Source organism: Paenibacillus sp. MAH-35, from assembly GCF_058135425.1.
In genome coordinates this window covers 1-15969 of the sequence record NZ_JBYUPU010000048.1, presented here as the reverse complement: position 1 = coordinate 15969, position 15969 = coordinate 1, and the positions used below count along the sequence as shown (strand labels likewise).

The window sequence follows — 15969 nt, the reverse complement described above, 5'->3', positions numbered from 1 at the left end:
TTGTACAGGAACGGAACGGAAGGGACGACGGCACGAGTGCGGAGGAATGATCCATAATCGAAAAAGCCGAGGAGGAGTTTGGATGGCCGACAATCGGGTAAGCCGCAGACAGATGCTGGCTGCGATGGGAGTGGCGGGGGCCGCATCGGTCGGTTTTTTATACGGCAGACCGGCAGAGTCTCATGCATCCGTAATTGAAAGCGTATACTTGGAGTCCAAGAAGAAGCCGAAACACAGTGTCGTCGAGCCCGTTTTATGCTTCCACGACATGATGAGTTTGCTAGGTTTTACGGGAGCGCATGACGGGCAGCAGGTTTCGTTGATCGAATATCGTGCGGGCAGCGGCGCCGGGGGCGGCCTCTTGTATTGGGACCCGGCCATCCCCAAGTCGGCCCATAACGGCGGAACGGTGATAAGTCCGACGGCCGGCTGGGATGGAACGACGGCCGGGCTGCCTTCGTTCCTGAGCGGGAGCGGGGAAACGAATCCGTCCGGCAGCGGCTGCTGGGTCAGGGTGAAGGAACGCGAGCACGAGTTTGTTCCCGAAAGCTTCGGCGCGGTCGGACAAGGCAACGAGCAGGTCATCGTCCAGTCTGTGCTGGATGCGGCCAAGGCTTGGTCCGATCAACAGGCGGGCCGACGTCCGGTTATCGTGTTCGATCGCCTATACACGGTAAACGGCATCCAGGTATACGACGGCTTCGTGCTGCTCGGCCCGGGCGGATTCAAGCGCGACGACGGCGTTATTCCAAGCTCCGCAGTTACGTCGAACAGCGTCGTACTCGGGAACGGGATCAAAGATATCGATATCATCGGTCTGCATGTCGACGGAAACGAGCAGATGCAAGGCGTGATGAGCGATCCGGTCTACCGGCAGGGGGGCAACGCGGGGGCGCTCGGCTATCAGAACATCTACATTATCGGGAAATATGCCAATGCCGATCATGAGATGGGCACCATCCGCATCCAGAATTGCCGGCTCGTCCATTCACCGGGCAACGGAATTGTCGTGAACAACCACAGCCAAGCTTCCTTAACCGGCAATCATATCGAGCGGTGCGGCAAAAACGGGATTTATTTGGCCCAGACGCACGGCTTTAATACGAGTGTAACCGGCAACTACATCCGGGAATGCGGCTTCATCTACGGGGGAGGAATCGGCATCGCGCACGCCCACGTGAACGCGACCGGCAACGTCATCGTAAGCTGTTACGAATACGGCATATTGATCAGCTCGACGGGCGTCGGCGCGAGATGGAATACGGATATTACCGTAGCCTCGAACAATATTAGAGGTGTGAAAAGGCAACTGCTGGACAACAGCGGCGACCCGGATTCGTTCAAGACCAGCTCATTGGGCGTCGGGATCGGTTATACGCAGGTGTTCGTGACCCGGGCGAGCACGCGGCTCAACGTCGCGATTACCGGCAACAGCATAGAAGGAGCCGAAGGAAGCGGCATCGCTTGTATAGGGGCGGCTTACAACGCCGGTTTTTTGCCTCACGGTCTCGTCGTCTCTGCGAATTCCATCTTGCTGTGCGGCGGAGCCGGCTTGAATATCCGCTACTTGCGGGGAGTGAGCTGTACCGGCAATAGAGTTGCGGCGAATTTTTTCGCGGACCTTTATATCGACGACGTAGCGGGTTCCGTCTCCGGCAATACGGTCGTCTGCCGGTACCCCGTGTCTGATCGGGTTGTTCTTCAAGGAATCAAATATGAAGCGAAGAAACGTCACCTGTCCTCAGGCGAAACGAAGCCGGGTGTAAACGCCGACTGCTGGACGGTGATTCAAACGAGCGAAACGCTGCCCGAGTGGCACACCGATGAAGTATACAGTCCGGCGGTCCGTCCTTCCACGTACGCGATCTACTCCGTACATCGTCCGTCCGGCACGGCGATAAGCGGCAAAAGAAACGACCTGCTGCTGGAGCACAATCAGGTGGAAGGGGCGGACAACTCGAACCGTCTCTCGAACGTCAATCTGGTGCGAAAGCTCACAGGCGGGGTGCTGCCGACGGAGCTGCCCGTCCGGGCAGGCGACAGGATCTACTATGATACGCCGGCTTCTGGCGGCAGAGAAGGCCGTATATGTATAACTAAAGGCATCGATACGGCAGCAGCGGCATGGGGGAGCGGCCAAGCCGTCTCTGCCGGTGAGCGCCGGACGGCTGCTGGCAACGTGTACGAAGCGGTCCAGGCCGGAACGACCGGGACGGCCGCTCCGGCTCACACATCAGGCAGCGCGTCCGACGGCGCCGTCGTCTGGAGTTTTATCGATACCGTTGCCGTATTCGAAGAGTTTGGTAAAATCGGAGTTTAAGGACGATAGTCAATTATTGTTGTCCGGTGGTGCTTTCTGAGCGACATATGCTAAAGTGTGAAAGCCTGCGGATCCGGATTAAAGCCAATGCAGGAAGAAGGCAATGTTCGGTGGCGTTCCGAATGCCTTGCTTTTTAGATACTATGTATGCGCTTGTTTTTGAACGGGCTACATTTCGCTCCCTTGCTTTCTTGAAATAATGGTCGTTGAATCGAAAATCGAAGGGATTTTCCTTCTGGGCACTTATTTTGTATGATCCGTAAACGATGTACAGGATAGGGGAGGCCAATCTAGGTGCCTCCCCATCCCATCACCGTCTTTCCCTTTGAGCGCCGATGTGTATACAAGCTTCACATCCGGCTGATTTTTCTTCAGCGCGTCGGCCCACGCAAGCGGAATAATCCCCACTCTTCCGCTCTTTCAATGATTATATCCTCGACAGGATGCGATCCGGGCGTATCCCCCTTCGTTCGGATGAAGGCCGTCGTCCGTCAGAAGCGGCAGCGTCAGCTTCGTAAAGCCGCTTTCTCTGTACAAATCCAGAACCGGAAGCGCGTATTGAAGCCCGATGTCCCGAATCGCTTCCACATAATCGAGTAGTCGGCATCCCGCCGCGTTCACCGATATGGTATCGAAGCCGTCCTTGTCCCGCTGCAGAGGAGTCCATAAATTCAAACGACAGGCGGTGTTGTTCGTCAAAATATGTTCGACAAGTGACCGGTAGGCTCCGTAAAAATTATTAATTTCGTATGAATCAGGGGTTCCGAGCGGTTTATCGAGCCGGAAGTCGTTCGTTCCCGCGAAAATCGTAACATAGTCGAGCCCCGGATCAATTGTTTTGCCGATGTGTACTGTCGCCCCTAAGTCCCGGTCTCCGCCAGCGGTCATCGAGCAGCCGCTCCTGCCAGTTGCCGTAATCGGCTGCGGAACGATTGCCAGAAGTCAACATATCAAGGCGTATCTGGCCAATCATCATGCAGAGATCAAATATTTTTGCGATACCCAAAAGGAACGCGCCGAGAATGCGGTTCGCGATTTCGGCTGCGGCATCGCTGTCGAGGACTACCGGATCATATTGGATGATCCGGACGTCGAGGCAGTCTCAGTCTGCACGCCAAATAACGTACACGCCCTGATTACGATCGACTGCTTGCGTGCGGGTAAGCATGTGCTTTGTGAAAAGCCAGCTGCACGCACGTATGCCGAAGCGCTGGAGATGCAGCGCGCCCAGCAAGAGACCGGGAAGTTACTCCATATCGGGGTCGTCAACCGGTTTCATACCGGGGTGAACCGGATCAAAACGATGATCGAGGGCGGCGATCTTGGCGAGCTGTATCACGTGTATGCGAGCTTTCGGACGCATCGTTCCATTCCAGGACTTGGCGGGGCGTTTACGACGAAGGCGATTGCCGGCGGCGGTACGATGATCGACAGAGGAGTCCACTATCTGGACCTTGTCCTGTATTGCACGGGCGATCCGCGTCCTCTGACCGTTTCCGGTCAAACGTTCAGCAGGCTGGGCAAAGACATCGCCGACTATGCATACGTCCATATGTGGGCCGGACCGTCTATAAGGGACGGGACGTATGATGTCGAAGACTCTGTAACGGCATTGATCAGAACCGATGGACCGACCATTACGCTCCATGGCGCATGGGCGCAAAACATCGGCGTCGAAGAATCATACATCGATTTTATCGGTGACAAAGCAGGGGTTCGCCTGCAGTACGGCAAAGACTTTGTTGTGTACAGCGCGAAAGACGGCTCACTGCTGGAAACGATGCCGAGATATCGCTCGGAAGATATGTTCCAGAGCGAAATCGACAACTTCCTTACCTGTGTGCAAACAGGCGAACGGTCAACGAACAATATCGATTCCGTCATTGTGACATCACATATCATACAGGCAATATATGATTCCTCGGATGCACGACGGGAAATCGTCTTGCAGGAAGACAGCACTACATAGGTATACAGTCATCCCAATTCCTTACAAGGATGAAGCCGATCCGCGATGGTAGAGAGTAAAGACCGAGTCAATAACGGCCTTTACGTAGAGGACCGGGCTTGCGCAGGAATCACGAACAATAAGCTCCCCGTAGATTGAAAGTTTCTAGGGGGCTTATTGTTCGTATTGGATTTTACGTATGATAAAGTCGACCTGTGGCGGGATTGGTTAACGCGGCAACGGTATCGATATAACTCGGATCCCGCAGGCTTTTCTCACACATCCCGGTCCGTAACCGCTCCTGCGGAAGCGGAGGAGACGAGACGGGCGTATTTGAACAAAACGCCGGATGATGCTTTGAGAGGCGGCCTCACCCAGCCGAGGCGCCGTTTCTCCATCTCCTCCGCAGCGACTTGCATCGTCAGTTCCTGCGTGCCGCTGTCGATCGTAACGATGTCCCCGCTGCGCAGAAGCGCGATCGGGCCGCCTTCCTGCGCCTCGGGGGCGACGTGTCCGACGACGAAGCCGTGCGAGCCGCCCGAGAACCGTCCGTCCGTCAGCAGGGCGACCTTGCCTCCGAGCCCTTTGCCTACGATCATCGCCGTAACTGAAAGCATCTCCGGCATGCCCGGGCCGCCCTTCGGCCCGCAATACCGGATAACGAGCACGTCCCCTTCGCGGATATCTCCGTCCATAATGGCGCGGGTCGCCGCCTCCTCGCTGTCGTATACTTTCGATGGACCGGAGAAGCGCAAGCTGCGGATGCCGGACATTTTGGCGACGGCCCCGTCCGGAGCCAGATTGCCGCGAAGCACGACGAGCGGGCCGTCCGGCTTGAGCGGCTCGTCGAACGGCCGGATGACCGTCTGCCCGTCATGCAGCGGCGCCGCATCCGCCAAGTTGTCGGCGAGCGTACGCCCGGTAACGGTCAGGCAATCGCCGTGCAGCAAGCCTTGCGCAAGCAGCAGCTTCATGACGCCGGAGACTCCCCCGACTTCGTTCAGGTCCTGCATCGCATACCGGCCGCTCGGCTTCAGATCCGCCAGATGGGGGACTTTGCGGCGGATGCGCTCGAAATCGTCCAGTGTCAGATCGACCCCGGCCGAGTGGGCGATCGCGAGCAGGTGGAGGAAGGCGTTCGTCGAGCCGCCAAGCGCCATCACGATGGTGATCGCGTTCTCGAACGCCTTTTTCGTCATGATGTCGCGCGGCCGTACGTTGTTCTCCAGCAGGGCGATGACCGCTTGCCCGGCTCTGCCGCACTCCGCCGCCTTGTCCGGTGATATTGCCGGAGTGGACGACGAGCCGGGCAGGCTCATCCCGAGCGCTTCGGCCGCGGCCGCCATCGTATTGGCGGTGTACATGCCCCCGCAGGCGCCAGCGCCCGGACAGACGCTGCATTCGACCTGATGGAGCCGCTCCTCGTCGATCCGGCCTTCGTGATATTCGCCGACCGCCTCGAACGCCGTTACGATGTCCACGCTTTGGCCGTCCAGCTTCCCCGGCTGGATCGTGCCGCCGTAGACGTATACGGCCGGAATGTTCAGCCGGCCGATCGCCATCAGGCAGGCCGGCGTATTTTTATCGCAGCCGCCGATCGCGACCAGACCGTCAAACCGTTCCGCGTTTGAGACCGTCTCGATCGAGTCCGCGATAATTTCCCGGCTCGGCAGCGAGAACAACATCCCCTCATGCCCCATCGAGATTCCGTCGGATACGGTAATCGTGTTGAAGATCAGCGGTGCTCCGCCAAAATCGCGCACTCCTTGCTTCGCTTGGACGGCGAGCCCGTCGATATGCATATTGCACGGGGTCACTTCGCTCCAGGTGCTGGCGACGCCGATCATCGGCTTGCGGAAATCTTCGTCCCGGAAGCCGACGGCCCGCAGCATGGCGCGGTTCGGTACGCGGTTGACGCCTTCGCTGATCACGTGACTGCGTATGCGCAGATCCGGCTTGTTTGGCATGTCGATCATCCTTTCATGGCTTATAGCGGAATGGGGTGCCTCTTATTCGTTTTCCAGCAGTGCGTAAAGCTCCCGCATCGGTCTCAGCAGATTTTGCTTCATCGCCTCGGCCGCCGCCTCAGCATCGCGGTTTTCCAGCGCACGGATCAGCTCTTCGTGTTCGTCAACGGAAGTTAACGTCGCCCCGACCGGCTGCTTCAGAAACACGTACTTGAACCGGCGGATATGAATCTGCAGCGACGAGCTGAACGAGGCGACGTACGGATTGTCGGAAATATCGACGATCAGGTTATGAAACGACTCGTCGGCCTCCATCGCCTGGTACGGCTGGCCGCTGCCGATCGCTTCGCGGAATTGGGCGTTGATTCCGCGAAGCTGCTCCAGCTGGGCGGGGACGATTCGCGGCGCGGCCAGCTCTGCGGCCAGACCGTGCAGGGCGGCGAGCGTCGAATACAGATGCAGAATATCTTCCTTGCGGATCATCGTGACGCGCGTATCTTTCCCCGGATGCATTTCGACAAGGCCTTGAATTTCCAGAAGCTGCAACGCTTCCCGGACCGGCGTCCGGCTGACCCCCAGCGCGTCGGCAAGCTCGGCGTCGATCAGCTTCTCGCCCGGCTGGAACGTACCGTCGATGATCCATCTTTGCAATTGGGATAAAGCCCGCTCCTTGGCGGACATTCGGGCAGGAGCCGAATAATTGTGCGGAATAGGCATTCGGTTATCATCTCCTCTTATATGCAATATATCGCATATGAATATGATATTCAAGGGTGCGGCAAAAGTAAAAATATTTTCAAAACGGTCATCGCCGTTGCTATCGGACACGCCGCCCTCTTTTATACAATGGGACGTACAGACAGCAGGAGAAACATCCGCAGGAACGGGAGGGTGAACAGGTTGCAGCAACAGCCGACCGCCGCAGCTGCAGTTGCGGGGACAAAACCGCAGCGCAGCAAGCAGCAGTGGAAAGAAACATTGACGGGATACGTATTTATAGCGCCGATGCTGATCGGGGTCACCGTCTTGATGATTATGCCGATCCTGGCATCGTTCGTGCTCAGCTTTACCGAATGGAACTTTTTGCTTGGGTTCAAAAAAGTCGAGTTCGTCGGTTTCGCCAATTTCGAGAAATTGTTTGCAGACGACATCTTTTGGAAATCGCTGAAAAATAACCTGATCTTTATTCTCGTCGTACCGATCTCGCTCGCCGTATCGTTGCTGCTGGCAGTAATTATTAACCGGTACGTCTACTTCAAGGACATGTTCAAAGTTATCTACTTCATGCCCTACATCTCGAGCGTCGTAGCCGTCGCGATCGTCTGGCAGGTGCTGTTTCATCCGTCGTTCGGGCCGGTTAACGAGTTTCTGCGCTCGATCGGGATCGCGGACCCGCCGAAATGGATTGCTGACCTTCAATTCGCGCTGCCGAGCGTGATGATGATCATGGTCTGGATCTCGATCGGGTACAATCTGATCATTTACACGGCGGGTTTGCAGTCGATTCCGAAAGACTTCTATGAAGCGGCCGATATCGACGGGGCGAAGGCATGGCATAAATTCCGCTTCATTACGCTTCCGATGCTGTCTCCGACGACCTTTTTCCTGATGATTACAGGCATTATCGGCACGTTCAAAGTATTCGATCTCATCCAGGTGCTCACCAAGGGAGGTCCGGCCGGGTCGACCTCGGTCGTCGTGTATCATCTGTACGAGACGGCGTTCGTTAATCTGAAAATGAGCTACGCATCCACGATGGCTTTGTTCCTGTTCCTCGCTATTTTCGCGGTTACGCTGGTGCAGTGGTGGGGGCAGCGCAAATGGGTGAATTACTAGGAGGGAAGTCATCATGGTCCGACAACTGAGTATCCGCAAGCTGCTAGTTACGATCGTCATGCTGGCGTTCGGTATCGTGTTCTTGCTGCCTTTCGCCTGGATGATCTCCTCGTCGATGAAGCCGGAGACCGAAGTGTTCCAATATCCGATCCGTTGGATTCCGGAAACGTTTCAAGCGGTCAAAAACTACACCGACGTATGGGCCGGACAATATCCGTTTTATTTGTACTATTGGAACTCGATCAAGGTGACGGTCATTACGACGGCTACGTCAGTGCTCGTCTCGTGCATGGCTGCCTATGCGTTCGCCAAGATCCGTTTCGCGGGCAGCGGCGCGATGTTTATGATCGTGCTTGCCACGTATATGATTCCGGCGCAGGCGATTCTCGTTCCGCAATTTATTTTTTACCGCCAGCTCGGCTTGTTCGATACGCATCTCGGACTTGTGCTGCTGAACAGCTTCAGCGTGCTTGGCACGTTTATGCTCCGCCAGTTTTTTATGGGCATCAACAACGAATATATGGAAGCGGCCAAAATCGACGGCGCCGGCCACTGGAAGACGTTTTTCCGCATCGGCATTCCGCTGGTGAAGCCGGCGATCGCCACATACGGTATCCTGCGCTTCATCTGGACGTGGAACGATTACCAGAATCCGCTCATTTTCCTGAAAAGTCCGGACCTGTTCACGCTGCCGCTCGGGATCAAGAAGTTTGCGGACGCCTATGGCGAATTTTACTCGCTGATGATGGCCGCTTCCGTATCGGCGATCTTGCCGCTGCTCCTCATCTTTATCGTCGGGCAGAAGCAGGTGATCGAAGGAATCTCGCTCGGCGGAGTGAAAGGGTAAAAATATTTCGAAACGGGTAAAACGAGTTGGCTTTAACCGGATTCGAGCCATGCTATGATGCATACAGAACCGTGATATGAGCAAACAGGGGGAAAGCACCATGTGGAAAAAACGATTCGCTGCCGTAATGACGACCGTCGTCGCAGCCGGAGCGGTAGCTGCGTGCAGCAGCGGTGATAAAGAGCCGAATCCCGCTTCGACTGACGGGGGAAGCGGTGTTAAAGCGCCGGTAACGGTGCGCTTCCATGCGCAAAACGTAACGTTCGACAAAACGATGATGGCGCCCGTCATCGCCAAGTTCGAGGAGAAATACCCGGGCATCAAAATCGACTATGTCGGCATGACCGAGCCGACCTCGGATGAAGTGACGAAAAAGATCGACCTGCTGGCCGCTTCCGGCGAACCGCTGGACGTGTTCCTGCTGGCGGATGCGCGAAGCTATTCGCAGCGTGCGGCGAACGGCATGCTGGAGCCGCTGAACGGTTTTATCGAGAAGGAAGGCTTCAAATTCACGGACGAATACAAAACGGACACGCTGCTGGACGGCAAATATTACGCCCTTCCCGGAACGTTCACCCAATGGTTCGTCATTATGAACAAAAACCATCTGGACGAAGCGGGCTTGAAAGTGCCGACGATCGACTGGACCTGGGACGATTATTTGGACTATGCGAAAAAGATGACCAAAGGCGAAGGCGCTTCCAAGCGGTACGGCACATATTACCATTCCTGGGCCGACTTCTTCCTGCTGGGCATGTGGAACCAGCCTGGCAAAAACGATATCGTCTGGTCCGACGGCTCGCTGAATATGGATCATCCGGGCGTCCGCAAATCGCTTGAAATCCGCCAGCGCTCCGAGATGGTGGACAAGTCGGCGATTCCTTACGCCGATGCGATCTCGCAGAAGCTTGCGTACCGGCCGCTTTATTTCAACCAGAACGTCAGCATGATGGCGATGGGCTCGTGGATGATCGGAGAGGTGGGCGGCACCGACCAGTTCCCGTCGACGTTCAAAACTGTATTCGCCCCGATGCCGCGGAACGAAAAGTCCGACCCGGCGGGCCATGCGATGTCGTCCTCCAACTATTTGGCCATCGCTTCGACGTCCAAGCATAAAGAAGAAGCGTATAAGTTCATGCGGTTTTTCTCCACGGAAGGCTTGTCGATTATGCAGAAATATATGACCTCCTGGAAAAAGGAAGATTCCGGCAAGCTGCTGGACTCGATTATCCAATCAACGAAAAATCCGGAAAATATCGACAAAGAATCGCTGCTGTACGTGCTCAACAATACGAAGCCGGTTACCCTGCCTCCGGCGCTGCCTTATCAGGCGGAAGTGTATAAAGTGTATCAGGAAGAAGTCGAGAAGCTGCTGCTCGGCCAGCAAGATATTGACAAGTCGATAGCGGCTGCCAAGGAACGGCTGCAGAAGCTCGTAAACGCCAATAAGAAATAAGATTGTCACAAGGGAGCGGAGTTGTCCGCTCTCTTGCTCGGCGTTTCGGGGGTCGTCGTGCTGGCGTTCCTTTGCAGGTTTGATATACTGGTCAGATAGAAGTCACCTGGAGGGTTCACACATCATGATCGGCAACCGGATCAACAGGATCACTCGAAAATGGAAGATGTCGCTTCGGCACAAGCTGCTGGTCACTTCGATTCTATGCCTGATCGTGCCCGTTCTGTTTACGCTGTTTGCGACCCGGTACTTGACCCGGGATGTGCTGCGGGAGCAGGCGGCGACCAATGTCGCCGATTCGCTTGGAGTTGTGGACCGGTATGCGACCAACCTGGTCAACAAGATGATCTATATCACGAACTACTTGCAGTTTGACGCGGACATCTCGGCGATCGTCAGGGAGAACTGGAACGCCTATAAGGCGGGCAGCCCGATGGACGTCGTCTCGCAAGTGGCGAATGTCAAAAAAATGGCGTTAAAGTTGGAAGCGATTTCGTTTCCGAACGAGCGGATGCATATGAGCATCGTGATGCCGAACGGCACCTTTTATACGAATTATCCGACTACGGAGTACGATCCGCGCTCGTTCGAGCGGGAGGCGTGGTATCCGGAGCTGTCCGGACGAAGCGGCTACGATGCGTTCTGGATCGGCATTCATGCCAATTATTTGCAGTATGACAAGACGGAGAACCCTTACGTCATTACGATCGCGAGGCAGATTCGCAACCATAACGGGGAGCTGCTGGCGACGATCATCGTCAGTCTGGGCGAGAAGCACGTCAGCCAAGTGTTCAGCTCGAACGTGTCGAAGCAGGATATATCGCTTATCGATTCCAAGGGGACCGTGCTGTCGCATCGTGAGGTGGAGCGGATCGGCAAGCCGGTGTCGTACCTGCATCTGATGCCCGCGGAGGGGCAGTCGGCGATGGCGACCATCGAAGGGGAGACGTCGCTGCTGTTCCGGCATAAGCTGGCGTACGCCGATTGGGAGCTGGTCAGCACGGTGCCGTACGACGACGCCGTCGGGAAGGTGACGAATGTGCAGCGGACGAATCTGATCGTACAGCTCGTTTCGCTTACTGCCTTTTTGGCGATCCTGATCACGCTGATGAGCCGGCTGACCCAGCCGATGATCCGTCTCGGACGCGTAGCGGCCCAGGTCGAGTCCGGCAAGCTGGAAGTTCGTTCGAACATTAGCGGAAGCGACGAGATCGGCCGGCTCGGCCGGTCGTTCGATCAGATGCTGGACCGGATCGGGGAGATGATCGTCCAGGTGCGCGAGGAGCAGACGCTGAAGCGGAAGGCGGAGCTTGAGATGCTGCAGGCGCAGATCAACCCGCATTTTTTGTTCAACGTGCTGAATTCGATCCGGATGCGGATCATGATGAAGGGCGACGAGGAGAACGCCGCGCTGATCAGCTCGCTGGCGGTTCTGCTGCGGATGACGATCAACCGGAGCAATGAGCTGATCCCGCTCCGGGAAGAGGCGGACACGGTGCTGCATTACGTCAAGCTGATGAATTTCCGTCACAACGAAACGATCGAGCTGGACGTATCGCTGTCGCCCGAATCGCTGCCGGTGACGGTGCCGCGGTTTTTTATGCAGCCGCTGATCGAGAACGCCTTCCTGCACGGACTGGAGCATAACAAGGGAACGATCCGGATTATGGCCTGGTTGTCGAGCGAGCAGCTGCTGGTCCGGATCGAGGACGACGGCAAAGGGATGGACGCCGAACGTTTGCGGGAGCTGCGGGAGAAGCTGGACCGTCCGTCCGGCGATACGTCCCGAAGCGGCGCCGAGCTGACGGGGATCGGCGTGAAAAACGTAGTAGACCGGATGAAGCTGCTGTACGGCGCGGACTTCTCGGTCCATATCGACAGCAGGCCGGGAGCAGGGACGCGTTTTACGCTGCACATTCCCGCGAAGCGGAGAGGGGAGAGCGATACCGATGACGAATCCGAAACCGGCGCGTAACGTGGTGATCGTCGACGACGATGTGCCCGTACTCGATTTTTTGCGGCATGCGATTCCTTGGGACAAGCTGGGTCTGCGGCTGGCCGGCGCGTTCGAGAACGGGGCCAAGGCGTACGAGCATGCGGTGAACGCTGAGCCTCCGGATCTGTTGATTACCGATATCGGGATGCCGCAGATGGACGGCTTGCAGTTGACGGAACGGGTAAAAAAGCTGAAGCCGGACGTGTCCGTCATCATCTTGTCGTGCCACGATGAGTTTAAATACGCCCAGCAGGCGATCAAGCTCGGGGTTGACGATTACGTGCTGAAAGAAACCGTGAGCCCGGCTACGATCGAAGAGCTGCTGCGCACTGTCGTGAAGCGGCTGGAGGAACGGGAAGCTGCTGAGGGAGCGGGGAAAATGCTGGCCTCGGAGGTTCAGTCCGTTCACAATCGTTCGATTCGCAAGGAGCAGTTCATCCGCAGTCTGCTGTACCATCCGATAGCGGATATCGCCGGGTGGCGCGAGCTAGCGTCCGGGTTCGGCATCCGACTCGGCAGCGCGCCCGTCCTGCCGGTGCTGCTCGTCGTCGACAATTATCCGGATGCGAAAGCGCGGTTTGTCTCGGAAGACAACTGCATCTTCGCCGTAGAAAACGTAACGGAAGAGCTGCTTCGCAGCTACGGCGGAGACGTGGCCGCGTTTCGCGTCACCCATCGCGAGCTGCTGCTGCTGTTCGGGCCTGACCCGGGCGTCAGCGGGGGGACGATCGGCAAGTACCGGGTCGAATCGGTGCTGAAACGGATTAGGGATGCGCTCGGATCGTATTTGAAGCTGTCCGTCACTTGCATGATGGGGATCGCTTCCTCCGACCCGCTTCTGCTTCGCTCCGATATGCAGCGGCTGGCGGATGGGCGGACTTCGCGTTTTTATTTGCCGGAGGGCGTTATCGCCGACTGGGCGGAGCCCGTTTTTACGCAGGACGATCTATTCGCCTTGTACCCGCAGGCGCTGGATGAATGCCGCAAGGTCGTGCTGCTTCAGGAGACGGACCGTATCGAGCCGGTCGTCCTCGCTTGGGCGGCCCGGATTCGGGAGGGCGGGTATCCGCCCGAGGCGGTGAAGGAATGGTTTTTGAAGATGGTGCTCGATCTGCATATGAAATTCAAAACGATGGAGCATGTCCCTTCCGCCTACTCCCGGGAGGCGCTGCATCAGACGTTTCTGGAAGCCGAGCGGCTGGACCGTCTGACCCGCTATACGATCGAAGCGATGCGGGAGGCGGCATCCCGGATGGGGGCCATCTACGGCCAGCCGCAGCGGGCGGAAATAGCCGAAGCGCAGCGGTTCGTCGAGCTGAACATTCACCGGAAAATTTCGCTGGAAGAGGTAGCGGACCATCTGCACCTGAATGCCAGCTATTTCAGCCGGCTGTTCAAAAAGGAAACGAATGAGACGTTCGTCGATTTCGTAACCCGGACGAAGATGGAGAAGGCGAAGGAACTGCTCGATTTGTCCCGTTATACGGTCCGCGAGGTGGCCGACCGGCTCGGGTATGACAATAAGAGCTATTTCGTCAAGCTGTTCAAGGCGTTTTGCGGAGTGACCCCGAAGGAATACGGGGGCAAAGGGTGATTGATTTTGCCTCGCCGAGCAGGTGCTGTCTCCGGCGAAAAAACGAATATAACGAAGATGTCCCGTGTAAGGGGGACGGATCTGGAATATGATAGAGAGGGCTGCTGATTGAACAGCGGCTCTTTTGTTTTTGTACAGGGAATGGGCAGTTGGTTTCCTGTTACCGGGGGCTCCCCCAATTCGAAAATGATTTAATCTGGAGCTCAAGCTCCTTATGGAAGGATGGATGTTATATGTTCATGCTGATTGCGGGAAAAGGCGGCTGCGCCTTTGTAGGGGATACAGGGAACAAGTTGGATTGTAGTAGCAACGGAACGGAAATGATCAATACGGCGGAAGCACCGACCATGTATCGCGCTTGATGACGTGGCGGATGCCGCTTCCGTTCATTTCGGGAGGAATCCGCATTGAATATGAAAATGAATACGAATATGAATCGTTTGGGCTGGACGGCTGAAAGAGAACGGCAGTTTCGGGAGACCGCGCAGCCTGGAGACGGATTCGGCCGAGTCGCGCTGGAGCATACCCATATGTACCGGATCTACACGGAACGGGGGGATATGCTGGCGGAGGTGGCTGGCAAGCTGAGACACCAGGCGCAGGGGCGCGGCGATTACCCGGCTGTAGGCGACTGGGTGACGGTCCGGTACCGCGAAGCGGACAACCGGGCGATCATCCATTCGATCTTGCCGCGGACGAGCAAATTTTCGCGGAAGCTGGCCGGCTTCGTGACAGATGAGCAGATCGTGGCGGCTAACGTTGATACGGTTTTTCTGGTTGCTGCGCTGAACCAGGATTTTAACGTAAGGCGGCTGGAGAGGTATCTGATTCTGGCTTGGGAGAGCGGAGCGAATCCGGTCATCGTGCTGACGAAGGCGGACCTGTGCGGTGAAGACGAGAGACGCGGGAAGGCGGCGGAGGCGGAGCACGTCGCGATGGGCGTGCCGATCTATATGATCAGCGCAGCCGAAGGGGAAGGGCTGGACAGACTCGCGCCGTATTTCGGCGAAGGGCAGACGGTCGCTCTGCTCGGGTCGTCGGGTGCAGGGAAGTCGACGCTCGTCAACGCCTTGTACGGCGAAGCGATCATGAATGTGAGGGAGATCCGCGAGGATGACGACAAGGGGCGTCATACGACGACGCACCGCGAGCTCGTGCCGCTGCCGGGCGGCGGCGTCCTGATCGACACGCCGGGCATGCGCGAGCTGCAGCTGTGGCATGCGGACGAGGGGCTCGGCCACGGGTTCCGCGACGTCGAGGAGCTCACGGCGGCGTGCCGATTCGACGACTGCAGCCATGGCAACGAGCCGGGCTGCGCGGTAAAGGAAGCGCTCCGCAGCGGCGCGCTGCCGGCCGATCGCTACGACAGCTACCTGAAGCTGCAGCGGGAGCTTGCCTACTTGGCCCGCAAGGAGGACAAGGCGCTGCAGCTGAAGGAGAAGAAGCGCTGGAAGAAGCTCCACTCGGACATGCGGAAGCATCATTCGTGACGAGCGGTGATGGACAGCGATGAACGGTGATGGATGGTAATGAGTGGTAATGAGTTGTGATTAGTTGTAATTAGCTGTAATTAGTTGTGATGAGTAGTAATGAATGGTGTTTTATGGTAATTAACGGTGATGGAGTGCGGGGAGTGGATGCGGAGGCGTCTTGATCCGACTGCAGGGACCCCGGTGCTTGGCTCGTGCGGGTTGAGTAGACATAAGAGCGATCTGCAGCTCTTATTGTTGGCGTTTGCAAGGTTGGCGGTGGAATAAGAGCTTTTGAAGACTGCTATTTGCGAGCAAACCGCCGGTTCTTCCGGTAAGAGCCCGAAATAAGAGGGGGAAACGTCCTCTATTTCCACAAACGTGCTCGCAATTGGCAAAATAGCAGTCCCAAACGGGACTTTCCTAGTTAGTGTAGTATAAAAGCCGAAATCCATTGCTACAGAAGGGATTTCGGCTTCCATTTTGTATTACCTACGAAAGCATGCGGTATTGACCCAGCTCCAGCTTCTCAAACA

General features: G+C 56.7%; 12 protein-coding genes. 9 read left to right on the top strand and 3 right to left on the bottom strand.

The window, feature by feature from the left end; genetic code table 11:
- Positions 1-82: 82 nt before the first annotated feature.
- Positions 83-2320: a right-handed parallel beta-helix repeat-containing protein gene (locus AC3Y2E_RS30135; RefSeq protein WP_379217014.1), complete on the top strand. Its 2238-nt coding sequence runs from the start codon at positions 83-85 to the stop codon at positions 2318-2320.
- A 420-nt stretch (positions 2321-2740) separates the two neighbouring features.
- On the opposite strand, the gene AC3Y2E_RS30130 is transcribed toward AC3Y2E_RS30135, so the two are convergent.
- Positions 2741-3208: an SGNH/GDSL hydrolase family protein gene (locus tag AC3Y2E_RS30130; protein WP_379217013.1), complete on the bottom strand. Its 468-nt coding sequence runs from the start codon at positions 3206-3208 to the stop codon at positions 2741-2743.
- Here AC3Y2E_RS30130 and AC3Y2E_RS30125 point away from each other — a divergent pair.
- A complete protein-coding gene (locus AC3Y2E_RS30125; protein ID WP_379217049.1) occupies positions 3165-4289 on the top strand; it encodes a Gfo/Idh/MocA family protein in 1125 nt (374 codons plus the stop codon). The two genes, AC3Y2E_RS30130 and AC3Y2E_RS30125, sit on opposite strands and share 44 nt — an antisense overlap.
- 254 nt (positions 4290-4543) lie before the next feature.
- On the opposite strand, the gene ilvD is transcribed toward AC3Y2E_RS30125, so the two are convergent.
- Together ilvD and AC3Y2E_RS30115 are read right to left on the bottom strand one after the other, a co-directional pair.
- Positions 4544-6235, bottom strand: a complete 1692-nt coding sequence (gene ilvD, locus AC3Y2E_RS30120; RefSeq protein ID WP_379217012.1) for a dihydroxy-acid dehydratase — start codon at positions 6233-6235, stop codon at positions 4544-4546.
- A 42-nt stretch (positions 6236-6277) separates the two neighbouring features.
- Positions 6278-6952, bottom strand: coding sequence for a GntR family transcriptional regulator (locus tag AC3Y2E_RS30115; RefSeq protein ID WP_379217011.1), 675 nt, complete (start codon positions 6950-6952; stop codon positions 6278-6280).
- A 183-nt stretch (positions 6953-7135) separates the two neighbouring features.
- On the opposite strand from AC3Y2E_RS30115, the gene AC3Y2E_RS30110 reads away from it, so the two are divergent.
- The 7 genes from AC3Y2E_RS30110 to rsgA all read left to right on the top strand — a co-directional run bounded on the left by AC3Y2E_RS30110 (position 7136) and on the right by rsgA (position 15454).
- Complete coding sequence (locus AC3Y2E_RS30110) at positions 7136-8071, top strand: carbohydrate ABC transporter permease (RefSeq protein ID WP_379217010.1); 936 nt, start codon at positions 7136-7138, stop codon at positions 8069-8071.
- Between the two features lie 13 nt (positions 8072-8084).
- Positions 8085-8918 carry a carbohydrate ABC transporter permease gene (locus AC3Y2E_RS30105; RefSeq protein ID WP_379217009.1) on the top strand — a complete coding sequence of 278 codons (834 nt, stop codon included), beginning with the start codon at positions 8085-8087 and terminating at the stop codon, positions 8916-8918.
- 100 nt (positions 8919-9018) lie between these two features.
- Positions 9019-10374, top strand: a complete 1356-nt coding sequence (locus tag AC3Y2E_RS30100; RefSeq protein WP_379217008.1) for an ABC transporter substrate-binding protein — start codon at positions 9019-9021, stop codon at positions 10372-10374.
- 124 nt (positions 10375-10498) lie between these two features.
- A complete protein-coding gene (locus AC3Y2E_RS30095) occupies positions 10499-12349 on the top strand; it encodes a sensor histidine kinase (protein WP_379217007.1) in 1851 nt (616 codons plus the stop codon).
- Entirely contained in the window at positions 12324-13964 is a 1641-nt protein-coding gene (locus tag AC3Y2E_RS30090) for a response regulator transcription factor (RefSeq protein ID WP_379217006.1), read from the top strand. Before AC3Y2E_RS30095 ends, AC3Y2E_RS30090 begins: the two co-directional genes overlap by 26 nt.
- 233 nt (positions 13965-14197) lie before the next feature.
- Complete coding sequence (locus tag AC3Y2E_RS30085) at positions 14198-14326, top strand: hypothetical protein (RefSeq protein WP_379217005.1); 129 nt, start codon at positions 14198-14200, stop codon at positions 14324-14326.
- Between the two features lie 51 nt (positions 14327-14377).
- Entirely contained in the window at positions 14378-15454 is a 1077-nt protein-coding gene (rsgA, locus tag AC3Y2E_RS30080; RefSeq protein WP_379217048.1) for a ribosome small subunit-dependent GTPase A, read from the top strand.
- Positions 15455-15969: the final 515 nt, after the last annotated feature.

Excerpts from the sequence above, each read along its gene's own strand:
- AC3Y2E_RS30135 (WP_379217014.1), top strand. The coding sequence starts at position 83 with ATGGCCGACAATCGGGTAAGCCGCAGACAGATGCTGGCTGCGATGGGA.
- AC3Y2E_RS30115 (WP_379217011.1), bottom strand. The coding sequence starts at position 6,952 with ATGCCTATTCCGCACAATTATTCGGCTCCTGCCCGAATGTCCGCCAAG.
- AC3Y2E_RS30130 (WP_379217013.1), bottom strand. The coding sequence starts at position 3,208 with ATGACCGCTGGCGGAGACCGGGACTTAGGGGCGACAGTACACATCGGC.
- AC3Y2E_RS30100 (WP_379217008.1), top strand. The coding sequence starts at position 9,019 with ATGTGGAAAAAACGATTCGCTGCCGTAATGACGACCGTCGTCGCAGCC.
- AC3Y2E_RS30095 (WP_379217007.1), top strand. The coding sequence starts at position 10,499 with ATGATCGGCAACCGGATCAACAGGATCACTCGAAAATGGAAGATGTCG.
- AC3Y2E_RS30090 (WP_379217006.1), top strand. The coding sequence starts at position 12,324 with ATGACGAATCCGAAACCGGCGCGTAACGTGGTGATCGTCGACGACGAT.
- ilvD (WP_379217012.1), bottom strand. The coding sequence starts at position 6,235 with ATGCCAAACAAGCCGGATCTGCGCATACGCAGTCACGTGATCAGCGAA.
- AC3Y2E_RS30125 (WP_379217049.1), top strand. The coding sequence starts at position 3,165 with ATGTGTACTGTCGCCCCTAAGTCCCGGTCTCCGCCAGCGGTCATCGAG.
- rsgA (WP_379217048.1), top strand. The coding sequence starts at position 14,378 with ATGAAAATGAATACGAATATGAATCGTTTGGGCTGGACGGCTGAAAGA.
- AC3Y2E_RS30085 (WP_379217005.1), top strand. The coding sequence starts at position 14,198 with ATGTTCATGCTGATTGCGGGAAAAGGCGGCTGCGCCTTTGTAGGGGAT.
- AC3Y2E_RS30105 (WP_379217009.1), top strand. The coding sequence starts at position 8,085 with ATGGTCCGACAACTGAGTATCCGCAAGCTGCTAGTTACGATCGTCATG.